Source organism: Thermoactinomyces sp. CICC 10735, assembly GCF_016055175.1.
Classification (GTDB): domain Bacteria; phylum Bacillota; class Bacilli; order Thermoactinomycetales; family Thermoactinomycetaceae; genus Thermoactinomyces; species Thermoactinomyces vulgaris.
Genome location: NZ_JAECVT010000002.1, coordinates 446,894 through 469,957 on the forward strand (window position 1 = coordinate 446,894; position 23,064 = coordinate 469,957).

Sequence of the window (23,064 nt, forward strand, 5' to 3'; positions counted from 1 at the left end):
CTCTCTTTGAAAGAAAGAATCTTATCAAAGTTCTTCCCTTTTTACGGCATGAAGAAAATGTATCGTTTCGCAGGCTCATTCCGATTGCGAAAATACCGCTCCTGAATATCGACCGGCGATAAATGTTCAACGATCCGCAAGCCCGGTTTCTCCAACATGTTCTCCATTTCCGGCAATGAAAAGCAAGATTTCATCGGCTCTCCGGCAGCCGCGGCCATTTTCACCATGTTCTCCACCCGGTTGCAGAACCCTTTTTCTTCAAAAAGTCGTTCATCGGCAAAATCGAAAACAATGGAACTTCCCGCCGGAACGTTCGCAAACAAATGCCGGAGCAAACCGGCCAACTCCTCTTTGCTTAAATAATAAGAAACGCCCAGCAAACTGAAAAAGGTTTTTTGATCGCCAAAGCCTTTTTCATACAGTTTTTCGTAAGAAAACGGCTTTGTAAAATCACAAGCAATGAAATGAAGATGATCCGGTATTTCCAAACCCGCCTCCTGCAATCTTTGCAATTTAAACGTTTGGGTGAAAGGGTGATCCAATTCGAAGATTTCCAATCTGTTTTTCAGTTCCGGATACCGCTGGGCAAACGTGTCCATGCCTGCACCGAGAATGACATATTGCCTGACCCCTGATTCGATTTCCTTTTGCAATACCGCTTCGCAATAGGCCGCCCGTGCCAAAGGCGTTGGCGATAACTGAACTTGGGTGATCCATTTCAATATTTCATCCGGATTGTCCCGATGTTGCTCGGCCATTTCCGGGTTGAAAAACGAAATTCCTTGAACCATATGGGTTTTAATGGCATCATATTCTTCTTGTGTCATCAATTGTTTGGCGAGAAAATCGTCGAAAATCTTTGGTGTATCAAATTGGCTGTGATAAGCCCTGCCAAATGCGGAAATCAGCGCGGTTAAACTGGATTCCCCTTTTTTCACGTCCATACACCCCTTTAAAAAAAATGGGATCCCCCACGTCCGGGAATCCCATTATATATAATATAGAATTAATTTTAAATTATAGCATAAATTAATTTTTTTGTCAAGAGGTTTACTGCTTTCTTTTTCAATGTTCACCCGATTCCCTCTCTAAAATGAATCAAATCATCTTCACCAGCTTAAAAATTTATCTTCTTTTTTGCATGATCATTCTTCCTTATAAAGAGGCGTTCCTGTGAGAATTTTGGACAGGAACTGTATAAATCGAATGCATTTATCAAGAGATCGTCTGACACGACAATTCAAATCATTCCGTAAATTTCATAGAATAAAGTTAAGGTTTTATTTAGGTTGTTGAAAATCCACCTTCAAATCGCATTCCGTGCAAAAGAAACGATCCCGGATGGATTTTACAACATGATCAGGGAGGGATTCACATGCCTTGGTATCAAACCCGGTTAACCGAATTATTGCAAATCTCCCGCCCCATTATCCAGGCAGGAATGGCCGGCGGGATCACAAGTCCCCGGCTCGTTGCGGCGGTATCCAATGCCGGCGGTCTGGGATCACTGGGAGCGGGCTATATGTCTCCCGAAGACATCCGCCAAGCCATCCGGGAAATCCGGAAGCAAACCGACCGTCCGTTTGCCGTCAACTTGATGGTTCCCGCGCCTTATGAAACCAATGCGGAACAAGAACGCCTGATGAAAAATCATCTCAAGCGGTTTGAAGAAGCCGCCGGTGCCTCCGGCCAAGAAACCACAAGCCATGCCGCCATTTCCTTTGAAGAACAAATTCACGTCATTCTGGAAGAAAAGGTCCCTGTCGCATGCTTCACTTTTGGAATTCCGTCCCCCGCCGTCATCCAGGAACTGCATGCCCGTCACACGGTGGTCATCGGGACAGCCACTTCGGTGCGGGAAGCTGTCGAAGTGGAAAAGAGCGGGATGGATGCCGTCGTAGCCCAAGGAAGTGAAGCGGGAGGCCACCGGGGAACCTTTCTCTCCGCCGAATTTCCATATGTCGGAACGATGGCCCTGATCCCTCAAGTGGTGGATCATGTCCGGATTCCGGTCGTTGCCGCCGGCGGGGTCATGGACGGTCGCGGGGTTCTGGCCAGCCTGGCTCTGGGGGCGGACGGGGTTCAAATGGGCTCGGCCTTTTTACCCACCTTGGAAAGCAGCGCCCATGACAAACACAAAGAAGCCGTCCTGCAAAGCACCGATGAAAGCACCGTCATGACAACCGTCTTTTCCGGAAAGCCGGCACGGGCCATCCAAAACGAATTTATCCGAGAACTATCCCCATCCCCTTCCCCCATACCCGGTCCAAAACGCCTTGACCAAGCACCTGCGCCAAGCAGCCTCCAAAAAAGGAAACAAGGACTACATGGCTTTGTGGGCCGGCCAAGCCGCTGCCCTCAGCCGTTTTGAACAGGTCGAAGAACTGATGCAAAGAATCATGACCCAAGTTGATCAATGTTTGTCGCAACTGGCCGGCGAGCATTAAGCCCATAACCGGGACAACTAATGAAAAGAGCTGAATCCGCAAGGGTTCAGCTCTTCTGCAGACACCATCCAAATTCAGTGTTTAAAAATAAAAGCAAGGAAAGAATTCGAAGTAATGGCTAAATGGACATGGAAATAAACTTGGTTTCCAGGAAGCTTTCCATCGCATAGCGACCTCCTTCACGGCCCAAGCCGCTTTCCTTCAACCCGCCGAAAGGTGCCTGGGTCTGAGTCGGGGTGCCGTCATTGACGCCGATGATGCCATATTCCAAGGCCTCCGCCACCCGGAAGCAGCGGCTGTTGTCCTTTGTATAGCAGTAGGCGGCCAATCCGTAGCGGGTGTCGTTTGCCATCTCCAACACGGCCTCTTCCTCTTTAAAGGGAATAATCGGCACGACGGGACCAAATGTTTCTTCATAAGTAATTTTCATATCCGGGGTGACATGGGTGATGACAGTCGGTTCCAGGAAAAATCCTTTGCTGTATTCCCCTTCTGTCAGCCTGTTTCCGCCAAAGATCACGCGGCCTCCTTTTTCTTTGGCATCACGGATGTGTTCCATCACCCCGTTTAATGCTTCTTCATCCACCAGCGGTCCGATCTCCACGCCTTTTTGGCGCCCGTCACCCACCTTGGTTTTTTTCAACCGTGCGACCAGTTTTTCCGTAAACGCATCAACCACGGACTCATGGACATACAAACGGTTGGTGCTAATGCACATTTGCCCGGAGTTGCGGAATTTGCTTTCAAAGAAACCGGCAACCGCCGCATCGAGATCGGCGTCTTCAAACACAATGAAGGGAGCGTGTCCGCCAAGCTCCATGCTGATCCGTTTCACCTGCTTGGCCGCACCTTCCATCAAATGCTTGCCGACGGCGGTCGAACCGGTGAAGGTGATCTTCGCCACTTTCCGGTTTTGCAACACTTCGTCGCCAAACTTTTCCGCCTTGGCCAGCACCAGATTGACCACGCCTTTGGGGAACCCGGCTTCTTCCATCAGCTCAAACAGCCGGACCGCGCTCAACGGGCTTTCCATCGCGGGTTTTAAAACGACGGTACACCCGGCGGCAAGTGCCGGGGCAATTTTTCTCGCCACCATGTTGACCGGGAAGTTCCAGGGAGTGATGGCGGCCACGACACCCACCGGCTGTTTGATGGCCATCAACCGTTTACTGCCGTCATAGGACGGGATGGTTTCCCCGTAAATCCGCTTGGCTTCCTCGGCATACCACAAGAAATTGTCCGCACTGCCCACGGCTTCAAATTTGGCTTCCCCGAAAGGCTTTCCCATCTCCGCCGACATCAGTTCGGCGAGCTCATTGCGGTGTTTCATCACCAGCCCGTACAATTTGGTGAGATATTTGGATCTTTGGCGTCCGGGCAACCGGGACCAGTCTCTGAACGCTTCATGCGCCGCATCAATGGCTTTTTTCGCATCCCGTTCATCCCCGTAACTGACCACTCCCACACATTCTCCCGTGGCCGGATTGAATACTTCCAGTGTTTCTCCGCTTTCTGCTTCCACCCATTCTCCCCGGATATACATTTTTTTGATCTCACTCATGGATTGGCCACCCTTTCTCCATTTGGATTTAAATCATTTTCAACGCTTCAAACGGATTTTTGCAGTTTTTGCAATATAAAATGCTCCGGCATGCGGCCGGCCCGAACAAGTTCTCCAGAGCGGTGTATGAAGAACCGCAATACGGACATTTCACTTCCCATGTTTCCTTTTGCTCATCCTTGCGTGGCGGCGGCATGATGCCCATTTTTTTCAGCTTTTCCCTTCCCTCATCACTGATGCGGTCGGAGGACCACGCCGGTTCGAGCAAAAATTTCACCCGGACCTCCCGGACCCCTTCCACCGCGCCCAGTTTCTTTTCAATCGCTTTTTTCATGATGTCCAAAGCGGGGCAACCGGCAAAAGTGGGCAAAACATCCACGGACACCACATCATCCTCGACACGAACCTGATGGATCATGCCCATTTCCACCATGCTGACCGTCGGGATTTCCGGATCCTTCACTTCTTGCAGCAGTTCCAAAAAAATCTCTTCCTTCCCTGCCACCCAGATCCTCTCCTTTACCAACGGGCTGTGGGATCCAGCCGGTAAACTTCTGACAAAGTATTTAGTGCCGCGGCGAGATCCGGTGTGTGCTCCCCGGCCCGTCCGTTCCATCCGGGCGCTTTCAGCCCGCCGGCCGGAGGCAAGCCATAGTCCTCAAAATCTTTGTTCACTTGCTCCAACCACCGCTTCGTCAACGGCTCTTCTCCTTCAATCAATCCGTATCGGACCATGGCGGAAGCTTCAGGCCCCAACTGAAACAATCCGCCTGCATCCTCCCACGCCCTTTCCGTCGCCTCCTTCAGACGGGACCGGGCTTCCTCCGTACTGTCGGCCAATTGTTTCATCCACACCCGCCAGTGAAACAGATGGTAATGGTGTTCCGTCAGGATTTTACGCGCCGACTGCTTCAGCGGAAGGTAGGAAGCATGGGACAAAGATTCAAACCGGATTTGCTTGAACACACTGTAAAAATACGAACGCACAATGGCATAAGCCCAATCATAGCGGGGTTCTTCCAGATAAAGGCCGGGGCCGTTCACCCGCTCCACCAGGACGGCATTACGGAAGTCTTCCGGCTTGCGGAGTTGTGCCAGATCATCGGCTCTTCCGGCCCCCAATACTTCCAACATTTCATAAAAGAGCACGGCATGTCCCATCATGTCTTGTGAAATGGAGGAAAAAGCGACATCTTCTTCGATATGGGGGGCAAGTCCCAGCCATTCCGATCCCCGGAAAGCCATAATGAAATCATCATCGGCGATTTGAAGCAGCAAGTCCTTCAAAGCCGATAAATATTCCGGATTCGCTTTGGCTTGCTCTGCCGATTCGACACGGAAATTGCTCACATGCTGACCCTCCTTTTACTTTCCCGAAGCATTTTTCTTCTCGTACCGCTCTTTGTGCCGGCGCCATTTCGATTGCAAATCGCCGTACCCTTTCGTTTCCCGGTAACTCTTGTTGTCCAGCTTTTCCAAGTACCGGCGCTGTTCCGGAGGCAAAACCCAGATATCGTCCCGTTTGACCACCCACAAATTGACGCACGGTTCACGCCGGAGGAAGTTTTCACGCGCCATGGACATGGCCACCTCGTGATTCGGGGCCAGCAAGCTGAACTGGTGGACAAAATGGGCATTCGGGCTTTTTTGGCTGAAGACTTCAAACACGAAAAAGTCTTTCTTTTCCTTGTCCCCGCTGGTCATACGCTTCCCCCCCAGACCGCGTTTCGTTGCTTGGCGAGCAGGGCATCACGCACCCATTTTCCTTCTTCATAAGAAATTTTTCTCAATCTCAGCCGCTCTTTGGATCGGGGCCCGTTTCCTTTGATGATCCGTTTGAATTCATTCCAGTCCGGCTGCCGGTAATGCCAACGGCTTTCTTTTTCGTCGTAATGAATGGTCTCATCCGGCAAGGTCAACCCGAGATGGAAAATCCGCGGAACATATTTGTGGAAAAACTCCTGCCTCAACTCTTCGTTGGTTTTGGAACGGATTTTATACCGGAGGTTCAGGCGTTGGTTGCTGGAAATTCCCCCGTCTTCCGGCGGCCCGAAGAACATGAGCAATGCCGGCCACCAGCGGTTGACCGCCTCCTGCAACATCCGGCGCTGCCGGGGGGTTCCTTCTGCCAGGCTCAACACGATGCTTTCGCCGTGTTGCATGTGAAATTTTTCTTCGGCACAAATCCGTTGCAGCGCCCGGGCATAAGGCGCATACGAGGTGCTAAGCGACATCGTTTGCGTGATGATCGCCGCCCCGTCCACCAACCATCCGATCACTCCGGCATCGGCCCAGGTCGGCGACTCCATGTGGAACACATTGTGAAATTTTAATTTTCCGACAAATAAATCGTTCATCAGGTCTTCCCGGGTTTTTCCAAGCGGAGCCAGCATATCTTCCGCCACCCTGAGCAACAATTGCCCATGCCCCATCTCATCCTGGACTTTGGCCATGATCGCCAGCTTGCGCCGTAACGTTGGTGCTTTGGGAACCCATTCTTTCTCCAGCAACGCCCCCATGACTTCGCTGATTCCGTGCATCGCGATCAATTTAATCAACTGCTGTCGGTAATCATCCGGCATCCAGTCATCCGCTTCAATTTTTTCGCCACGCTCAATCCGGGCAAGAAATTCTTGCCGTTTTTCGTCATCGGGATGCCCATTGCCATGTTCCTGATCTTCCAACAGTCTCCGGTCATAGATATGCATCCACATCACAACCTTTTTATATAACGTTTGTTTAACGATATATTAACATATTGTAACATGTTTTTCAATGCATAAAATTCATTAATATATTTATTGCCAGAATAAATTAACACAAAAAAAGAAGGGAGGATCTCCCCTTCTTTGTTTAGCGTCCACTCTTGGATTCTACTCCGGAGCACTTTTGAAAACACTCAGGAAAAACCGGACCGCACCGGGATGCAACAGCTCATAATAATGGCGGAATATCCGGTCCGCCTCCCGTCCCGTCCAAAAATCGGGCAACAACTCTTCCGGCAGGCTCGGATCAATAAACAAAAATTTGCGATATTCGTGCACCAGTTTGGTTTTCTCCACAAAGCATTTTGCATCCGATATGTCTTCCTGGTTTTTCACTTGTTCTTTCAATCTTTCATATTGCGGTTGATAGTGGCTGATGAATTCTTCGTAGGCCTTGTTGATTTCATCCAGATTCCAGCATTTTTCCACCAACTGCTTATCCGTGCTGACGCCGAGATGTTCGGACCGGAAGACTTCAATATATTCGCTGGCATCATAAGATTCGGCAATTTCTTTGACCCGGTCGGCCAAGTCATTCGGGCTGATCCACACGCTGTTGGCCAGCATGCCAAAGCCCATCCAAGACAATTCTTTTCGCAATTGATCCCGTTTGGCCCTCTGCTTTTCCGGAATGTTGTAATGAATGATGCACCATTTTCCGTCCCACCGGCCCGGGGATTGCTTATAAATCCGGGCACTGGCTTCATTCATCCGCTTTTTTCCGCGGGGCGTCAAAGAGTAGTAGGAGCGGTTGCCGACTTTGCGCGCTTTCAGCCATCCCTGGCTGGCAATGCGGGATATGGCGACGCGCACGGCTTGTTCGGACATGCCGAATCGCCCCAATAACCGGGTCAAACTGCCCACCCAGATTTCCCCGCCAAAATGGCGGACATATTCGCCATATATCGTAAAAATCATCGATTGAGGCTTCAATCTCTTTCAACTCCATTCAACCGTTGCCTGTTTTTCTCCATCTCAAACCTATTCGCCTATTATAACAAAAAAATATTTCAAATGTTGAACGGAGTTTGTCAACTTTCTTCTGTGACTGTTATCGGGCTCTTGGTTATAACCTTTCTATTATCGTGGCAATGCCCTGTCCGACCCCGATGCACATCGTCGCCAACCCGTAGCGCACACCCCTCCGCTCCATTTCATACAGCAAGGTGGTCAGAATGCGTGCCCCGCTGCATCCCAAGGGATGGCCGATGGCAATGGCTCCCCCGTTGACATTCACCCGGGCGGGATTCATCCCCAACTCGCGGATGCAGGCCAGGGATTGGGCGGCAAACGCTTCATTCAATTCGATCAAATCGATCTCATCGATGGTGAGACCGGCCTGTTTCAACGCTTTTTTCGTGGCCGGGACCGGCCCGGTTCCCATGACGGACGGATCCACACCGGCCACAGCCGAAGCCACCACACGGGCCCTTGGCTTCAAGCCGAGCTTCACGGCCGTTTCCATTTCCATCAGCAACAAGGCGGCGGCCCCGTCATTGATGCCGGAAGAATTGCCGGCCGTGACCGTCCCGCCTTGGCGGAAAACCGGTTTCAACCGGGACAACTGTTCAAGGGTCGTATCCGGACGGGGATGCTCATCCTCGGCAAAAAGGGTGACCTGCCCTTTATGCCCGGGGATTTCCACCGGGACAATCTCGCTTTTGAACTTGCCTTCCTCCCGGGCTTTGGCGTATTTTCGCTGGCTTTCCAACGCAAAGCGGTCCTGTTCTTCCCGGCTGATGCCGTATTGTTCCGCCACATTTTCCGCGGTTTCCCCCATGCTGTACGGATAATACATTTCGGCAAGCTTTTCATTCACAAACCGCCAACCGAGCGTGGTGTCATACAGTTTTTGCTCTCCGCGCGCAAAACCCTTTTCGGGTTTTGGCATCACATACGGAGCCCTTGTCATGCTTTCCGTTCCGCCGGCAACATAAACTTCTCCGCGCCCCGCTTCAATGGCATTGGCACACTGATTCACCGCTTCCAGTCCCGAGCCGCACAAACGGTTTACCGTCACTCCCGGCACCGTCACCGGAAGGCCCGCCAGCAACAAGGACATTCTCGCCACATTCCGGTTGTCTTCACCGGCTTGATTGGCACACCCCAAGATCACGTCGTCAATCCGTTCCAAAGGGATGTCGTTTCGTTCCATCAGATAGCGGATCACCACGGCTCCCAAGTCATCGGGACGGACCTCTTTCAATGCGCCGCCGTATCTTCCGATGGCTGTCCGTACGGCATCCACGATCACCGGAATTCTCATCGTTCGTCCCCCCTTGTCGATGGCCGGGCCGCTTCCCCGGAATAAGTATAAAATCCCTCGCCGCTTCGGACGCCAAGCATCCCGGCCAGCACCATTTTCCGGAGCAAGGGAGCCGGCCGGTACCGTTCTTCCGCCAAATCCCGATGCAGTCCGCGAATCACCGCGTAAACCTCGTCCAAGCCGATTTGGTCAGCCCATTCCAGCGGTCCGTATGGATAATTCGTCCCTTTTTTCATGGCAATATCGATGTCTTTGGGGGTTGCGGTCCCCTCCATCACGGCAAAAACGGCTTCATTGATGATGAGTGACAAAACCCTCGGAAAGACCAGTCCGGTCTCATCTTGCACCACAGCGGTATTTTTGCCCAGCGACTGAAAAAACGCCTCCGCCCGTTTCAACGTTTCCATAGATGTCCTGAGACCGGGAGCCAGCTCCAGCAATTTCCGTTCCGACAACGGACGGAAGGTGCCAAAACCGCAAACTCTTTCCGGATTCCGGGTCCACGACGCCACTTCGGTGGCCGACACTCCCAATGAAGTCGTGAGAATGGGAACATCCGGCGGAAGCTCCCGGTCCAGCTTTTGGATCACGGCTTTTTTCAATTCCAAGTCGAGATTGGAAACTTCAACGGCGAGCCCGATCTTCTGTGCATCGTTTTCAACGGTTTTTTCTGTCACCACTTCATAATTCTTGTCCGTAAAAAGTTCCTTCAATTCAGGAAGCAGCACACTCTCGCCCGTCAGCAAAACGGTGTTACTTGTCGTAGTCATAATATCCCTCACCTGACTTCCGGCCGATGGTTCCCGCCTGAACCATCTTTTGTTGAATGCGGCTCGGCTGAAACCGGCGTTCATGGAAAAAACCGGAGTAAACCGACTCGGTCACCGCAAAATTCACATCGATGCCGATCAGATCCTGGAGTTCAAACGGCCCCATTTTAAATCCGCCGGCTTCGGTGAGAATGCGGTCGATTTGCTCGACGCCGGCCACCCGGTCTTCCAAGATGCGGAGCGCTTCATTGTAGTAAGGCCGGGCCACGCGATTGACGATGAATCCCGGCGTATCATTGGCATACACCGGCACTTTTCCCAGATTTTGCGCAAATTCATAAACAAACTTTGCCTGCTTTTCGCCCGATTTCTTCCCCCGGACCACTTCCACCAGCGGCATGACAGGAGCCGGATTGAAAAAGTGCATCCCCAGAATCCGCTCCGGGTTCCTCAGGCCGCCGGCAATTTCGGTAATGGAAAGCGAAGAAGTATTTGTCAAAAGCAAGGCATCGGGCCGGCAAATTTCACTTAACGACCGGAAAATTGATTTTTTCAGGTCCATCCGTTCCGAGACCGCTTCGATCACAATGTCCGAGTCCGCCAACTTCTTCAGGTCTTGTACAAATTGGACGGACCGGAAAACCGACGCTTTTCCCTCTTCGCTGATTCGTCCTTTCTTGACGTCTCTCGATAAAACCGATTGAAAATAAGCTTTGGCTTTTTCCAGCATCGTCGGATCCACATCCAGCAATAAGACCCGGTGCCCTTTTTTGGCGCAAACCAGGGCAATCCCCGATCCCATCGTGCCTGCCCCGACGACGCCAATCTGATATCCGGTCACAAACTCCCCTCCTTGTCCGGTTTTGGTTTCCCTTCCATTCCTCTTCCGCCGATGCTTCAGCCTGCAGTTGCATTGTTCCGGTTGTCCACCACCCGGATCGCTTTCCCCTCACTGCGCGGGATGGTGTGCGGTTTGCAAACCTTCAACAAGATGGAAACCCCCAGCGTGCTTTTCATGGCATGCCCGATCTCTTTGGACAGCTTTTCCATTTCCGGACTGTTTTCTATATCCCCGCCCTGCTCCATAAATTCCGGGGTGACTTCGCAGTGCACTTCAATCCGGTCCAACGCCCCTTCCCGTTCCACCACCGCCTGATAATGGGGTGCCAGTTGCGGAAAACTCAAAAGCACCGATTCGATCTCGGTCGGAAAAACATTGACACCGCGGATGATCAGCATGTCATCCACGCGCCCTTTGATCCGCGACATCCGGAGGGTTGTGCGTCCGCATTTGCATTTTTCCGGATGAAGGGATGCAATGTCGCCCGTCCGGTAGCGGATCACCGGAAACGCTTCTTTGGTCAACGAAGTGAAGACCAACTCTCCTTCAGCACCATCGGGAAGCACTTCCCCGGTTTCAGGGTCAATCACCTCCGCCAGAAAATGGTCTTCCGCAATGTGGAGTCCGTCCTGCGCTTCGTGGCATTCAATCGCCACACCCGGCCCCATCACTTCGCTCAATCCGTAAATGTCCACTGCTTTGATGCAGAGCTTTTCTTCCAACTGCCGGCGCATTTCCTCTGACCATGGCTCCGCCCCAAAAATGCCGTATTCCAGGCTGGTTTCCCGGGGATCCATTCCCCGCCTTTCCATTTCTTCCACGAGGTTCAGGATATAAGAAGGCGTTCCGGAAATGCCGCGGGGTTTGAAATCTTCAATCAGCGTAACCTGACGGGGCGTGTTCCCTCCCGAAACCGGAACGGCCGTCATACCGAGGTATTCCATTCCATAGTGCAATCCGAGGCCACCGGTGAATAAACCATATCCATATGCATTATGAAAAATATCACCCGGACGGCCGCCGGCACAGCAAATCGCCCTGGCGACAATCTCTGCCCAATTTTCGATATCCTTTCTCGTATAACCGACCACCGTCGGCTTTCCTTTGGTTCCGGAAGAGCCGTGAATGCGAATCACTTTGCTGAGATCCACCGCAAAAAGTTTAAACGGATAGTTTTCGCGCAAGTCTGTCTTTTTCATGAACGGCAAACGCCGGATGTCTTCCAAGCACCGGATGTCTTCCGGTTTCACCCCGGCACGGTCGAAATTTTCCCGGTGGAAAGGAACGTTATCATAGCAACGCTTTACCGTTTCTTTCAGACGAGCCAGCTGAAGTTTTTGCATGTCCTCCCGTGATGCGGTTTCCATCGCTTGATTGAATATCACCAGAATGTCCCTCCCTTTCGGCCAGGCCGACGGTTACTCTCCCCGAAACACCGGCTTCCTTTTTTCACGAAATGCTTCCAACGCTTCCACCCGGTCTTTGGTGGGGATCAACACCTCATACGCTTTGGACTCCAGATCCAATCCGCTTTGCAGATCCAACCCGACTCCCCGGTCGATGGCATATTTCGCCTGATACACCGCCAGCGGGGCGTTGGAAAGCATCTCACCGGCCAAGGAACGGCACAGCTTAAACAGATGATCGCGGTTTTCGGCAACCCCGTTTAATATGCCATATTCCTCCGCATCGTTTGCCGTGATTTTCCGGGCGGTCAAGATCAGTTCCTTGGCCCTGGCCAGGCCGGTCAACCGCGTCAGCCGCTGTGTTCCGCCGGCTCCCGGAATGATCCCCAGACTGACCTCGGTCAGTCCCATCCTGGCTTCCTGTACGGCAAACCGGAAATCACATGCCAGTGCCAACTCAAACCCTCCGCCAAAAGCATGTCCGTTGATGGCGGCAATGGTGGGTTGCGGAAGCCTCTCCAGTGCCGAAAACACCTCCCGGATTTTTTTCACATTGCGGCGGACTTGCTGTTCATTCAGGGTTCTCCGCTCTTTCAAATCCGCTCCGGCGCAAAACGCTTTTCCTTCTCCGGTCACGATGACGGCCCGGGTTTCTTTGAGATCCTGTTCCAGTTCGCCAATCACTTCCCCGAGCCGAACCAAGGTGGAGTAATCCAAGGCATTCATCCGGTCCGGGCGGTTCAGCCGGATGATCCCCAAATAGCCTTCTTTCTCCAGCAATACCGTTTCTTTTCCCATCATGCATGGCTCCTTGAGTGAAAATTTTCATTCATGTTTGGGCTGGATGCGGGCATACGTGCCAACCGCGACCGCCACCAGCTTTCTGTCACCGGTCCTGACCCGGGCTTCCATCACGATGATCTTCAATCCCCTTTTGATCACCTTGGCCTCGGCAATCAAACGGTCGCCTCTTGCCGGTGCAAGGTAATTGATTTTGCTTTCCACCGTGACGCATTGTTGCAAACCGTTGACAGGCGGAGCCGCCCCGTGCCCCATAGCGACATCAGCCAACGTGGCCGTCACGCCGCCATGCACCACGCCCTCCATGCTGTTGTAAAATTCCGGGCGGATTTTTAAAGATGCCGTGCATCCTTCTTCATCCAACTGCTCGATCTCAATGCCAAGGGCATGGTTAAAACGATTGATCACCGTTTCGTTTGTGGAATGCTCACTTACATTTTTCATCTCAAACCACCTGTCCGCATCATTTCGGTAGCGCTTTCAAACAACGATACACGAACCGATCTGAATACTATGAATTCATGTTGGAGGGACGCCAACCGCATGCACACACGGTTGACATCATGCCGCCTGTTACACCACCTCGGCAAAATGCATTTGCACCAGTTTGCCGGCAAACGTCATCAAATCTTTGCCAGCCGCTTTTCCTTCCGGGGATGCCAGTGCCGCATTCAACGCCTCTTTGGTTTCAAAATACATTTCGGCCATCAAATACAGGTCACTCTTCCCGGCCGGAGAACCGTAAATTTTATTCACTTCCAGTTTGATAAGCCCCGGCATCTTTTCAGCCAACGGAGCATGGACATTGTAATAATGCTCGTCAAATTTCTCCTTGTCTTCCGGCTGACGGTAAATCGCAATTAATTTTACCATTTTGAATTTTCACTCCCCTTAATGTTTTGGGTTATTCTCCATATAACATAATTTAATATAACGTTATAAAAACGTTGCTCTAAAATTAAGTATAAACTTTCAGCCTCTTTTCAGTCAATTAGTTTTTTCTTTCATTTTAGAATATTCACTTCAATCATCCTTTTCTTTCAGCCGATTAACCACTTTTTGCAGCGTTTCATCCGGCTCCGGTTTCGGATGGTTATGACCCAACTTCATCTTGTCTTGTTCGCCCTGTTCCTCCTTTGCTAGAGTGAAAGAAGACTATTAAAGGAGCGATTTGATGCGAATTCGATTTGTGTTTGAGATCCCGGCGGAAACATCACTTCCTTACCATTATCCATATGCCCTGATGAGTTACTTTTACCACGCCGTCAGGATGGCGGATCCGGATCTGGCTGAGTGGTTGCATCAGGAAGGCATCCCCTATGAAGGACGAAAATACAAGCCGTTCGTTTTTTCCCCCCTCGCTTTTGACCATTGCCGGAAATCCCCCGGACAAATGCGGGTACAGGGAAAAGCGACATGGAAAGTGGATTCGATTCATCCTCCCTTGTTGCAAGCACTCTGCCAAGGCATCCAAGCACTCAACCATTTACAACTGTTTTCACACCGTTTTCCTTTGCACTCGATTCATTTTGAGGAACGGCCCCGTTTCGAATCTGTCATGAATTATCGTTGTTTGGGGCCAGTGGTGTTTCCTGTCCGCAAAGAAGGGAAGTTGGTGTTTTGCCATCCGCTGGAAAGCGATTTTTATGACCAAATTCGAACATCCCTCCATCGTTGGGCCAAATTGAAATGGGGAGTGGATGACTCCAACTCGGCTCCCATTCGCATCCGTTTGCTGAATCCCGGACACTTTCGCCTTGAACAAGCTGCCACTTTGATCGACATCAAAGGAAAAAAGACCAAAGGATACCAAATGCCTCTGCAAATCCATGCATCCCCCCGTATTCAGGAAGTGGCAATGGAAGCGGGAATCGGGAGTTATACCAATCAAGGCTTTGGCATATTGGAACCCCTGTCCTGATCGTAAACGGGATTTTCAACAAACCGGCCATAACCATTGGAAGTTTTGGCCCGAGCCCGAGCCGCAAACCCTGTATGCGCCGGTTTTCATTAGGAATAAGAATCGATCGGATCAACACCCTTTCGGTAGTAATCACCCTAAAGGACATTGATGATATATGTGATAAAAGGTGAATCCATTTTCTGTCGGATGCGGGTTGCCCAAACCGACAGCCAGCCGGCTGGTCAGTTTCATATATAATATGGAGCAAAAAATAAAAAACCAGGGGCGTTTTCCCCTGGTTTCATTCTCTGATTTCAACTTGCTTTTGCTTCCTGATGGCTGACCGGCACGGCTTTTAAGCGCGGAAAGCGGAACAGGATGGACAATACGGCGCAAACGGCGATCAAAGCCGGATAATAGGAATAAGCCAAGATGCTGACCGGCGAGATGGAAGCAATCCCTGCAGCAAGCAACATTTGCGGCCCGTACGGGATCAGTCCCTGTACACTGCAGGAAAAGATGTCCAACAAGCTGGCCGATTTCCGTCCGTCAATTCCGTATTGGTCCGAAATCTCTTTGGCGAGCGGTCCGGTCATGATGATGGAGATGGTGTTGTTGGCCACGCACAGGTTGGTCAAACTCACCAGACCGGCAATGCCGAACTGCGCCCCTGTTTTCGTCCGCACTTTGCTCGTCAACAAATTTAACAAAAACTGAATGCCCCCGTAATGCCGGATCAATTCCACCATCCCGCCGATCAACAGCACCAGGATCGACAAGGATTGCATGCCGGTGATCCCTTCTTCGGCATGTTTCACCAAGGAAAGCCATGTGTAGCTTCCCTCAAACAGTCCGATGGCTCCAGCAAAAACAATGCCCAAGATCAAAACGATCAATACATGAACCCCGAGCAAGGCCGTAATCAACACGGCGATATAAGGCAGTGTCTGGAGAATGGAGAAGTCTTGACCGCCGGCCACACTGCCTTGTCCGCCCCCCGTGAAAAAGAAGAGAATCGCTGCGGTCAAGATGGCGGCGGGCAACACAATCAAAAAGTTGGCTTTAAATTTGTCTTTCATCCGGATCTTTTGGGTACTGACCGCTGCAATCGTGGTGTCGGAGATAAAGGACAAGTTATCCCCGAACATGGCTCCCCCGATCACCACCGCCATGGACAAGGCCAGTGCAATGTCCGCCTGTTGGCTGATTCCGACCCCGATCGGCGCGAGTGCCACGATCGTTCCCATCGATGTTCCCATCGCCAACGAAATGAAGCAGGCGATCACGAACAGTCCGACCATCAACCAATTGGCCGGCAAAAGGTTCAGGGCCAGGTTGACCGTGGAATCCACGGCGCCCATGCCTTTGGCCACTGCCGAAAAGGCACCGGACAACAAAAAGATCAAGATCATCATGATGATATCCGGATGGCCGGCTCCACGAAAATAGTGTTGCAATTTCGATGCCAACGACTCTTTGCGGTGCATGCACAAGGCCAACACCGATGCAATCATCACGGCAATGATGGCCGGCATTTTGGTGAAATCACCGGTATAAGCCCCCACACCAATAAACAAGATCAAAAACACGGCAAAAGGCAATAAAGCCCATGGATTTTCTCTGTTTTCCAATCGTCTCTCCCCTTTATTAAAAGAAAAGACCTCTTCGATGCATACGAAGAGGTCTTCTGTCTCCATGTTATTGAAAACCTCTTCTTATCTTCCAAGCTTCAAAACGCTTGCTGGAATTGGCACAGTACTCCGAAGAGCCCGTTGCCGAGGTTTCATCGGGCCAGTCCCTCCACCTCTCTGGATAAGAAGATCGGGTGTTGGATTTCGATGTCATGAATGATCTTTTGACATCATAATACGCAATCCTTTGTTTGTCAATTGATTGGATGCTTAAAAAATATGGAAAACAGCCGTCTGGATTCGCCGGCTGTTTTCTGCCATTTATCATTTAATTGAGCCCTAACTGTGACTTCAGTTCGCTCTGTTGTTTTTTCAATTGTTTCCACTCTTCGTAAAGATCATATTGTGCCAAAAATTCATGTCTTTCTTTTGCCAGCAAGTATTCTTGTTGAACGGAATAGAGACGCTCTTCCAGTGCTTTTAACTGTTCGATCATGCGAAGCACCTCAATTCTTTTCATTTGGTTTGACGAGAGTCAACAAATTATTACCCGTTATTCAATATATTAAACCCAAAATTTTGTCTAAATTACCAAAGGGTTTGTCTGATTGAAAGAAAAAAAGGAAACATCCCGGCAAAAAGCTGACAAAAAACAGAGGACAAGGTCAAAAACCGATGTTGACCTGCGTCGAATTTTTGATAGAATGAAAACCTGACCCATCACAGATTGATAAACCGAAGGGAGTAAACGGGTATGTCCATGCAACCACAATATATGCCGTCTTTTCTGGAAGAATTCCGCTCCATGAAGCTCGAGATGATGATTCGTGACCTGCATAAATTGAGCCATGAAGAATTGATCTATATCAAAAAAGAAATTGATGAGATCCTTCATTCCGTCAAAGAGTAGGATGGATTGCAATGAGCCAGCCAACAGAGAAGCTGTTGATCGAAACCTACAAGCACATTAACGAATCGCGCAATTTAATCGAGCAACTCATTAATCAACTCGGGCAAGAACAACCGTTTATCCACCATCTGCCCGACGACATTCAACATCTTATTCGTGTTGCTTTGGAATTATCACCCGATCAGCGAAAAACCTTGCGTTTGTTTCTTGAATCTTTAAAACAAGAATGACCCCAGCTATTACTTTGAAAAGTAATTACTGGGGTCATTTTTTGGAATTGTCTGTTCAAACATGTTGATCCGGATAAAGAAGTTGGAAGATCTTGCGGGACAAAACCGATGAACGAAAATACCGGTACATTTTGGCCGCATCGACAGCGGAAAACAATCCGGTTCCGGGAACCACCCATTCTTCATCGCGAAAGCGGATATAATCATGTTCCTTCAGTTTTTCCAACACTTCACGGCACCGTCCGGCACTTCCCAAATAGTTTTCAAATATATTGATAAACCGTTTGATATGTACCGCGTCTGACTCATTTTCTTCTCTTAAATCCGGATCCAGCTTCGGGTAAATCAATAACCCCCAAAAAATCACCAATGCGGCACGTTCGGTTTCATTCCAATGGCGATGGGGGAGTTCCTGGTCGCTTAAATCTCGTTGGGTTTTGATTCTATGACGTGAAAATAAAAGAGAACTGATTTCTTGAATCGACAACAGTGTCATTACTCCACCCCTTTCATCGTTCATATCAACCTATTCTTTTTCTCTCTTAATAAGGGTTATGGGCAAAATTCCCAGTTTTCATACCTCCGTCGCCAAGAAAATGATTTTATTATATAATTTCAGATGGATTTCCTTAAATTTTCTGGTCTGTGAACGAAAAAACAAGCCCGGTTCCTTGTTAAACATTAATAATTACCCTTGCTTATAAAATGGGCAGTGGAAAAGATTACGGCTTTTCTGTTATATTTATAAGTAAAGATTTTAAGGAAAATTATCTTCGGAAGGAGTTTGCACCGAATGTTTTTTGAAACAAAAAAAGGGAAATATACCGAAGAAGAAAACGAGTTGATTATAAAAACAATGAATAAAGGTTTAAAAGAAGGTAAAAAAGAACGGGAAATTCTAAAAGAACTGTCTGAACAATTAAAACGCGGATATTCCGGAGTGATGTCCCACGTAAGAAAGCTGAGGTCGGAATATCCAGATCGTTTTCACTCTTTAGAAAATTCGCCGGACGGCGGGAACCGCCTGAACAGCTGGGAAAAAGAAGAAGAAGAATTGGTCATTGAAACCGTCAATGAATATTTGGAAGAAGGAAAGTCCCTCTCTGCCGCGATCAGCGAACTGGAAAAGAAACTTTCCCGTACCCAGGGAGCCATCTACCAACGGATTTATACCTTAAGGCGAAAACATCCCGAAAAATTCAAACACCTTCCCGTGCAAAGACCCCGGCGCCGCCGGCAATTGCATGATTGGCCGTTTCATCCGTCACTGCAACAGGTGAACCAGTCCTTTCCCGTCCCATCCAAGGATCTTTCCGGAACCAATCAACAATTGACATCTGCTTTTCATCAAATGCATACATATCAACAATCTTTAATCACTCCTTCCGATGACAGGACGGATCATGCATCATCTCTGACACCAGAAGAAGAGCTGGTTTTAAAAGCTTTTGAGAAAAAATACGGGCGCCCCAACAATGAAGCGAAATCCAAATTACTCTCTCTCATGCGTACATACGGGACCACCCGGGTTTCGGTGGCCATGTTCACCTTGACGGAAGACAAGGCTTTTCCCAGCCATATTATCGAGTTTTTGGAAAAACACCTGATCAATCACAAGTTCTTGTAAAAAGAAAAAGCACGAACCCGCACCGGTCCGTGCTTTTACTTATACCTGGCCTTTCAATTTCACCGGAATGCTTGCATTGATGATGGTCGTTCGTTCTTTGGATTGCGGAACCACCACCACTTGTCCGACCACATCGTAACCAAAATCATCGCATAACTCGATCAGCCGTGCGCGAAACTCTTTGAGCTTTTGTTCGTTGATGTCCGATCGTTGATAGCTGAGCACCAATGACAACCGATCATCTGCCGTCATGGCCGTTGGTTCATCCTTATCCCGATTAAACATGTTCAAAAAAGCCATCCTTGTCACCTCAAATTTCATTAAGCGATATGAAACAACCTCTTGATCCTGGTGATAATCGTGGAAGACTCCAATTCCAAAAACGGCACTTCTTCTCCGATCAACCGGCGGGCAATGTTGGCAAACGCTTTCCCGGCCAACGATTTGTGATCCAAAATAACCGGCTCCCCGGTGTTGGAAGAACGGATGATGCGTTTGTCCTCCGGAACAATGCCCAAAAGATTGATGGCGAGATGGCTTTGTACCCGTTCCACGCTCAACATGTCCCCGTCTCTGACCATTCCGGGTTGCACCCGGTTCACGATCAAGTCGATTTGCCGGATGTTCGCCGACTCCAACAAACCAATGACCCGGTCCGAATCCCTGACAGATGGAATCTCCGGATTGACAACAAGAATGGCCCGGTCCGCGGAAGCGATCGCGTTACGGAATCCTCCTTCGATCCCTGCCGGTGAGTCGATCAAAATATAGTCAAATTCGTTCCGCAACTCATTCACAATCGCTTGAACCTGTTCAGGTGAAACCTCTTCCTTGTACCTGGTTTGCGCCGCGGGCAACAACGCGAGCTGATTGTACTCTTTATGGCGAACCAGGGACTGGCGCAATTTGCTTACCCCTTCGATCACATCGACCAGATCATAGACGATCCGGTTTTCCAAACCCAGCATCAAGTCCAGCTTGCGCAATCCGATATCGGTATCCACCAGGCAAACTTTATAACCCAACTGAGCCAAACCCAATCCCAGTGAAGCAACGGTCGTCGACTTGCCGACGCCTCCTTTGCCGCTTGTCACTGTAATCGCCACAGACCTGTGGTTCATCATCGATTCCCCTTTCTCGCCCTCATATGTACTCCGCTTCAACTTTTCTCTCCACTTATCCTTTTCTATCCATTAAAATTATCGAACCAATCCGATCCTTTTTTTGTCGAAGAAAGTCTGTCAATGCCACCGGATCTACAATATTCTCCATTTATTGTAGCAAAACTGTAAGAATAAAAAAAGTAAGAAATCAGCTTCTTGGCAAAAAATGTCTCTGCCGATTTCCTACTTTTGGAATCAGTTGGCTAATTCAGTTCTTTTCCCTGTTCAAACCGTTCGAGTTCCTTTGATAAAAAACGCCAAACAAACAAGACGGCCGCCATGTCATCGATATATCCCACCATCGGCAACCAGTCAAAGATCACATCGGTCGGCAGGATGAAATAAAGAAGGGCCGCTCCCACCAACCCTTTTTTCTTCATGCTGACGCCGGGATCGCGGAAATAATGGTACATGACCTTCAACTTGTGAATCAATGCCTGAATTCCGCCGACACTTTCCACTTTGCGGTTGAACTGGTCAATGATCTTTTTTTCTCCCTCTTTTGTCATTGCTTCTTTTTTTAACACCTGAAGCATGGCGATGATTTTATTTTTTTGCTTCATGGATGCTCCTCTCCTCAATAGAAGCGTTTTTGGCAATGGGGGCAGCTTTGGTCATCGGGAGCGATTTGGCGGGCACAAAAAGGGCAGATGTAAATTACGGAAGACACCAATGCTTCCGGTTTCCCCCCCTCCGCCTCGTCCGATGCCAAATCCAAAGGAACCCGTTCGGCTTCCTTGCGGGAAACAATCTCCTTTTTCTTTAACTCTTCCAGCTCTTTGGTCAACGCTTCGAGCCGTTTTTGCTGATCCCGGATCGATTCCAAAGAAAGGACAATGCTGTCCGTCAATTCGAGATTCCCATGTTCCTCCCAGTGGCGATAGACTTGCCATCCCAGTTTGCTGACCTCGTGTTCGATATCTTCTTTTTTCCCTTTTATCCGAAGTGTTAAGCGACTCATCTCCAACATTTTTTGAGATTTTTGGCCGGCCGTCTCCACACTTTTCTCCAGTTTTTCCTTCAAATCCTGAAAAAAGTTCAACAGAATCTCTCCTCACAAAAAATCATCATTGCTTTATCTATTGTATGGAAGAGAGGCGGAAAGAAACAAGCCAAAACCTCCAAATTCGTTTTTTTGTCAGGCCGATTTGGCCGCCTTGCGGGAATGGGGATCCCGGACTTTCTTGCGCATCACCGCATTAAACCAAAAAGCATTCAGGATCAAAATGAGGCCGGTCACCGGAAAAACGCCACGGATACCAAACCATCCTGACATGGCGCCGTAGCAGATGGGACCGAGCAAATTGCCGATGCTGTTGGCACTGGTGTAAAAACCGTATGCGGTGCTTTCTTTTCCCGGGGGCGAAAAACGGCGGATCAATGTGTTCAGCGAAGGCAACAATCCTCCGACGCAAAGCCCCAACAAGAAACGGAGAATCAACAGCTGCCAAATGTTGGTGACCGCCATATGCGGGATAAACAGCAGTCCGGAAGCAATCAAAGCCATAAAAAGAACACGGTCTGACCCGTAACGGTCGGCGGTTCTGCCCAATATCGGGGAAGACAGCATGTTGGAAACGCCTGTCATCGCCGTCACCAGTCCGGCAAAAAAGGCGACGTGCCCGTGCGCTCCCAATTCATCCACAAACAAAGACATCAGCGGTGTCGGGCCGACATTGGCAAATTGCAACAACAAACCGACTCCGAAAAGAAGCAGCAACGTGCGCTGATTCAGCACAAAAAGACCGTCCTTCAAAACCGATTGTTTCGGCTGGACGGAAGGATCCGGTTTTTTCTCTTCCTTGACCGCAAACAAAACCACCAACGACGCAGTCAGCAACATGGCAGACGTGAGAATGAAGTTATTCCGGTATCCGACCAACTCGGCCAAAACCCCGCCCATAAAGGGACCGATGATGGATCCTGCGGTTGCCCCGGCTTGCAACATCCCCAACACATAACCGCTTTTTTCTTTCGGGGAGTTGGTCGCCATCAATGAAATCGAGGCCGGAATAAACCCGGAAACCATCCCGTTTAAGAGGCGAAGGAAAAAAAGCTGCCAATGGGATGTGGCCAGACTCATGAGAAAGATGGCAACCGACATGCCAAACCCGGAACGCAAGATCATCATTTTTCTGCCGTACCGGTCAGCCAGATTCCCCCAGATCGGCTGGACAATAATCTGGGACAAAAAGTTGATCCCAAAAATCAAGCCAGCCCATAATTGGACTTGCTTGGGATCCGTCATGCCCAGTTCTTTCAAATAAAGCGGAAGAAATGGCATGATCATGGTCATCGATCCTAAAACCAAAAACTGCGACACCATCAAAATATACATGTTTCGCTTCCAGACCGGCATCTTCTCTTACTCCTTCCGACATGGTAAATTTCGAAATACGAAATAACAGACAACAAAAAAACTGTCACTGGATGTGACAGAAATGAAAGTATGGACATCATGATTTATGAAAGTCAAGGCAAATGTTCCTTCTTTGCGATCTTTCAACGCGTTTTACAAACGGTAATTGCTCAATGCGGTGGATGACCTGATCCGCAGATTTTTCATCAATGTAAAGGTAAACGTACTTTAATCGTTTGGAAATGTAATGAATGTTTCCCATGCGACCCAACGAACGGGCTGACTTCAGATCATTGACCCAAACAGCCAAACCTAATCTTTCCGCAATATTCATGCTTGGTAACTCCTTTTCTTCGGAACGTGTCCGGAGGGCGCCATTGTTTG

At 49.5% G+C, this 23,064-nt stretch carries 26 protein-coding genes, 2 pseudogenes and 1 riboswitch; of the genes and pseudogenes, 5 read left to right on the forward strand and 23 right to left on the reverse strand.

What is annotated here, in order from left to right:
- Positions 1 to 24: 24 nt before the first annotated feature.
- A pseudogene (locus tag I8U23_RS05460) lies at positions 25 to 944 on the reverse strand (class I SAM-dependent methyltransferase).
- Between the two features lie 431 nt (positions 945 to 1,375).
- On the opposite strand from I8U23_RS05460, the pseudogene I8U23_RS05465 reads away from it, so the two are divergent.
- A pseudogene (locus I8U23_RS05465) lies at positions 1,376 to 2,447 on the forward strand (NAD(P)H-dependent flavin oxidoreductase).
- Between the two features lie 118 nt (positions 2,448 to 2,565).
- Here I8U23_RS05465 and I8U23_RS05470 read toward each other — a convergent pair.
- The 13 genes from I8U23_RS05470 to I8U23_RS05530 form a co-directional block, all read right to left on the reverse strand.
- Positions 2,566 to 4,008 carry an NAD-dependent succinate-semialdehyde dehydrogenase gene (locus I8U23_RS05470; protein ID WP_198050812.1) on the reverse strand — a complete coding sequence of 481 codons (1,443 nt, stop codon included), beginning with the start codon at positions 4,006 to 4,008 and terminating at the stop codon, positions 2,566 to 2,568.
- 28 nt (positions 4,009 to 4,036) lie between these two features.
- The gene (paaD, locus tag I8U23_RS05475) at positions 4,037 to 4,513 is read right to left on the reverse strand and encodes a 1,2-phenylacetyl-CoA epoxidase subunit PaaD (protein ID WP_231564599.1); all 477 of its coding nucleotides are present in this window, start codon (positions 4,511 to 4,513) and stop codon (positions 4,037 to 4,039) included.
- A 14-nt stretch (positions 4,514 to 4,527) separates the two neighbouring features.
- Positions 4,528 to 5,358, reverse strand: coding sequence for a 1,2-phenylacetyl-CoA epoxidase subunit PaaC (paaC, locus tag I8U23_RS05480; RefSeq protein WP_049720434.1), 831 nt, complete (start codon positions 5,356 to 5,358; stop codon positions 4,528 to 4,530).
- A gap of 15 nt (positions 5,359 to 5,373) precedes the next feature.
- The gene (paaB, locus tag I8U23_RS05485) at positions 5,374 to 5,712 is read right to left on the reverse strand and encodes a 1,2-phenylacetyl-CoA epoxidase subunit PaaB (protein WP_049720435.1); all 339 of its coding nucleotides are present in this window, start codon (positions 5,710 to 5,712) and stop codon (positions 5,374 to 5,376) included.
- A complete protein-coding gene (paaA, locus tag I8U23_RS05490) occupies positions 5,709 to 6,716 on the reverse strand; it encodes a 1,2-phenylacetyl-CoA epoxidase subunit PaaA (RefSeq protein ID WP_198050813.1) in 1,008 nt (335 codons plus the stop codon). Before paaA ends, paaB begins: the two co-directional genes overlap by 4 nt.
- A gap of 165 nt (positions 6,717 to 6,881) precedes the next feature.
- The gene (paaX, locus tag I8U23_RS05495) at positions 6,882 to 7,706 is read right to left on the reverse strand and encodes a phenylacetic acid degradation operon negative regulatory protein PaaX (RefSeq protein ID WP_049720437.1); all 825 of its coding nucleotides are present in this window, start codon (positions 7,704 to 7,706) and stop codon (positions 6,882 to 6,884) included.
- A 133-nt stretch (positions 7,707 to 7,839) separates the two neighbouring features.
- Positions 7,840 to 9,039 (reverse strand): 3-oxoadipyl-CoA thiolase, encoded by a 1,200-nt coding sequence (gene pcaF, locus I8U23_RS05500; protein ID WP_037995553.1) that lies wholly within the window; start codon positions 9,037 to 9,039, stop codon positions 7,840 to 7,842.
- Complete coding sequence (locus I8U23_RS05505; RefSeq protein WP_037995555.1) at positions 9,036 to 9,809, reverse strand: 3-hydroxyacyl-CoA dehydrogenase family protein; 774 nt, start codon at positions 9,807 to 9,809, stop codon at positions 9,036 to 9,038. Before I8U23_RS05505 ends, pcaF begins: the two co-directional genes overlap by 4 nt.
- A complete protein-coding gene (locus I8U23_RS05510; RefSeq protein ID WP_049720438.1) occupies positions 9,793 to 10,650 on the reverse strand; it encodes a 3-hydroxyacyl-CoA dehydrogenase NAD-binding domain-containing protein in 858 nt (285 codons plus the stop codon). The genes I8U23_RS05505 and I8U23_RS05510 overlap by 17 nt, the downstream gene beginning before the upstream one ends.
- A gap of 56 nt (positions 10,651 to 10,706) precedes the next feature.
- Entirely contained in the window at positions 10,707 to 12,035 is a 1,329-nt protein-coding gene (paaK, locus tag I8U23_RS05515; protein WP_037995560.1) for a phenylacetate--CoA ligase PaaK, read from the reverse strand.
- Between the two features lie 33 nt (positions 12,036 to 12,068).
- Positions 12,069 to 12,854 (reverse strand): enoyl-CoA hydratase-related protein, encoded by a 786-nt coding sequence (locus tag I8U23_RS05520; RefSeq protein WP_037995562.1) that lies wholly within the window; start codon positions 12,852 to 12,854, stop codon positions 12,069 to 12,071.
- 27 nt (positions 12,855 to 12,881) lie between these two features.
- Positions 12,882 to 13,301, reverse strand: a complete 420-nt coding sequence (locus I8U23_RS05525; RefSeq protein WP_049720439.1) for a PaaI family thioesterase — start codon at positions 13,299 to 13,301, stop codon at positions 12,882 to 12,884.
- A 129-nt stretch (positions 13,302 to 13,430) separates the two neighbouring features.
- Complete coding sequence (locus I8U23_RS05530) at positions 13,431 to 13,730, reverse strand: EthD family reductase (RefSeq protein ID WP_037995564.1); 300 nt, start codon at positions 13,728 to 13,730, stop codon at positions 13,431 to 13,433.
- Between the two features lie 301 nt (positions 13,731 to 14,031).
- Here I8U23_RS05530 and cas6 point away from each other — a divergent pair, with 301 nt between their 5' ends.
- Positions 14,032 to 14,778 (forward strand): CRISPR-associated endoribonuclease Cas6, encoded by a 747-nt coding sequence (cas6, locus tag I8U23_RS05535; RefSeq protein WP_198050814.1) that lies wholly within the window; start codon positions 14,032 to 14,034, stop codon positions 14,776 to 14,778.
- 296 nt (positions 14,779 to 15,074) lie between these two features.
- Here cas6 and I8U23_RS05540 read toward each other — a convergent pair whose 3' ends face one another.
- Positions 15,075 to 16,391 carry a Na+/H+ antiporter NhaC family protein gene (locus I8U23_RS05540; RefSeq protein ID WP_232335455.1) on the reverse strand — a complete coding sequence of 439 codons (1,317 nt, stop codon included), beginning with the start codon at positions 16,389 to 16,391 and terminating at the stop codon, positions 15,075 to 15,077.
- 81 nt (positions 16,392 to 16,472) lie between these two features.
- A riboswitch (SAM riboswitch) is annotated at positions 16,473 to 16,579 on the reverse strand.
- 140 nt (positions 16,580 to 16,719) lie between these two features.
- Positions 16,720 to 16,887 carry a hypothetical protein gene (locus I8U23_RS05545; RefSeq protein ID WP_156097735.1) on the reverse strand — a complete coding sequence of 56 codons (168 nt, stop codon included), beginning with the start codon at positions 16,885 to 16,887 and terminating at the stop codon, positions 16,720 to 16,722.
- Positions 16,888 to 17,145: 258 nt separating this feature from the next.
- On the opposite strand from I8U23_RS05545, the gene I8U23_RS05550 reads away from it, so the two are divergent.
- On the forward strand, positions 17,146 to 17,301 hold the full coding sequence (locus tag I8U23_RS05550; protein WP_156097736.1) for a hypothetical protein: 156 nt from the start codon (positions 17,146 to 17,148) through the stop codon (positions 17,299 to 17,301).
- An 11-nt stretch (positions 17,302 to 17,312) separates the two neighbouring features.
- A complete protein-coding gene (locus tag I8U23_RS05555; protein WP_037995567.1) occupies positions 17,313 to 17,531 on the forward strand; it encodes a hypothetical protein in 219 nt (72 codons plus the stop codon).
- A gap of 55 nt (positions 17,532 to 17,586) precedes the next feature.
- On the opposite strand, the gene I8U23_RS05560 is transcribed toward I8U23_RS05555, so the two are convergent.
- Positions 17,587 to 18,027 carry a hypothetical protein gene (locus tag I8U23_RS05560; RefSeq protein WP_037995568.1) on the reverse strand — a complete coding sequence of 147 codons (441 nt, stop codon included), beginning with the start codon at positions 18,025 to 18,027 and terminating at the stop codon, positions 17,587 to 17,589.
- Positions 18,028 to 18,324: 297 nt separating this feature from the next.
- Between I8U23_RS05560 and I8U23_RS05565 the strand changes: the two genes are divergently transcribed.
- A complete protein-coding gene (locus tag I8U23_RS05565) occupies positions 18,325 to 19,158 on the forward strand; it encodes a hypothetical protein (RefSeq protein ID WP_037995570.1) in 834 nt (277 codons plus the stop codon).
- A 39-nt stretch (positions 19,159 to 19,197) separates the two neighbouring features.
- Here the strand turns inward: I8U23_RS05565 and I8U23_RS05570 are convergent, their stop codons facing one another.
- From I8U23_RS05570 to I8U23_RS05595, 6 genes are all read right to left on the reverse strand, one after another.
- Positions 19,198 to 19,449, reverse strand: coding sequence for a hypothetical protein (locus I8U23_RS05570; RefSeq protein WP_131470915.1), 252 nt, complete (start codon positions 19,447 to 19,449; stop codon positions 19,198 to 19,200).
- Positions 19,450 to 19,478: 29 nt separating this feature from the next.
- Positions 19,479 to 20,279, reverse strand: a complete 801-nt coding sequence (minD, locus tag I8U23_RS05575) for a septum site-determining protein MinD (protein ID WP_049720442.1) — start codon at positions 20,277 to 20,279, stop codon at positions 19,479 to 19,481.
- Between the two features lie 245 nt (positions 20,280 to 20,524).
- Positions 20,525 to 20,884, reverse strand: coding sequence for a YkvA family protein (locus I8U23_RS05580; RefSeq protein ID WP_049720443.1), 360 nt, complete (start codon positions 20,882 to 20,884; stop codon positions 20,525 to 20,527).
- A gap of 14 nt (positions 20,885 to 20,898) precedes the next feature.
- Entirely contained in the window at positions 20,899 to 21,363 is a 465-nt protein-coding gene (locus I8U23_RS05585) for a zinc ribbon domain-containing protein (RefSeq protein WP_037995575.1), read from the reverse strand.
- Positions 21,364 to 21,459: 96 nt separating this feature from the next.
- The gene (locus I8U23_RS05590; RefSeq protein ID WP_037995576.1) at positions 21,460 to 22,680 is read right to left on the reverse strand and encodes an MFS transporter; all 1,221 of its coding nucleotides are present in this window, start codon (positions 22,678 to 22,680) and stop codon (positions 21,460 to 21,462) included.
- A gap of 97 nt (positions 22,681 to 22,777) precedes the next feature.
- Entirely contained in the window at positions 22,778 to 23,014 is a 237-nt protein-coding gene (locus tag I8U23_RS05595) for a YlbG family protein (RefSeq protein ID WP_037995578.1), read from the reverse strand.
- Positions 23,015 to 23,064 lie beyond the last annotated feature (50 nt).

Bases quoted from the DNA above. Each gene is read 5' to 3' on its own strand.
- I8U23_RS05545 (WP_156097735.1), bottom strand. From the start codon at position 16,887: ATGATCGAACAGTTAAAAGCACTGGAAGAGCGTCTCTATTCCGTTCAA.
- I8U23_RS05530 (WP_037995564.1), bottom strand. From the start codon at position 13,730: ATGGTAAAATTAATTGCGATTTACCGTCAGCCGGAAGACAAGGAGAAA.
- I8U23_RS05470 (WP_198050812.1), bottom strand. From the start codon at position 4,008: ATGAGTGAGATCAAAAAAATGTATATCCGGGGAGAATGGGTGGAAGCA.
- I8U23_RS05595 (WP_037995578.1), bottom strand. From the start codon at position 23,014: ATGAATATTGCGGAAAGATTAGGTTTGGCTGTTTGGGTCAATGATCTG.
- minD (WP_049720442.1), bottom strand. From the start codon at position 20,279: ATGAACCACAGGTCTGTGGCGATTACAGTGACAAGCGGCAAAGGAGGC.
- paaA (WP_198050813.1), bottom strand. From the start codon at position 6,716: ATGCATATCTATGACCGGAGACTGTTGGAAGATCAGGAACATGGCAAT.
- I8U23_RS05505 (WP_037995555.1), bottom strand. From the start codon at position 9,809: ATGACTACGACAAGTAACACCGTTTTGCTGACGGGCGAGAGTGTGCTG.
- I8U23_RS05555 (WP_037995567.1), top strand. From the start codon at position 17,313: ATGAGCCAGCCAACAGAGAAGCTGTTGATCGAAACCTACAAGCACATT.
- I8U23_RS05525 (WP_049720439.1), bottom strand. From the start codon at position 13,301: ATGAAAAATGTAAGTGAGCATTCCACAAACGAAACGGTGATCAATCGT.
- cas6 (WP_198050814.1), top strand. From the start codon at position 14,032: ATGCGAATTCGATTTGTGTTTGAGATCCCGGCGGAAACATCACTTCCT.
- I8U23_RS05580 (WP_049720443.1), bottom strand. From the start codon at position 20,884: ATGAAGCAAAAAAATAAAATCATCGCCATGCTTCAGGTGTTAAAAAAA.
- I8U23_RS05560 (WP_037995568.1), bottom strand. From the start codon at position 18,027: ATGACACTGTTGTCGATTCAAGAAATCAGTTCTCTTTTATTTTCACGT.
- I8U23_RS05565 (WP_037995570.1), top strand. From the start codon at position 18,325: ATGTTTTTTGAAACAAAAAAAGGGAAATATACCGAAGAAGAAAACGAG.
- I8U23_RS05590 (WP_037995576.1), bottom strand. From the start codon at position 22,680: ATGCCGGTCTGGAAGCGAAACATGTATATTTTGATGGTGTCGCAGTTT.
- pcaF (WP_037995553.1), bottom strand. From the start codon at position 9,039: ATGAGAATTCCGGTGATCGTGGATGCCGTACGGACAGCCATCGGAAGA.
- I8U23_RS05520 (WP_037995562.1), bottom strand. From the start codon at position 12,854: ATGGGAAAAGAAACGGTATTGCTGGAGAAAGAAGGCTATTTGGGGATC.
- I8U23_RS05550 (WP_156097736.1), top strand. From the start codon at position 17,146: ATGTCCATGCAACCACAATATATGCCGTCTTTTCTGGAAGAATTCCGC.
- paaB (WP_049720435.1), bottom strand. From the start codon at position 5,712: ATGACCAGCGGGGACAAGGAAAAGAAAGACTTTTTCGTGTTTGAAGTC.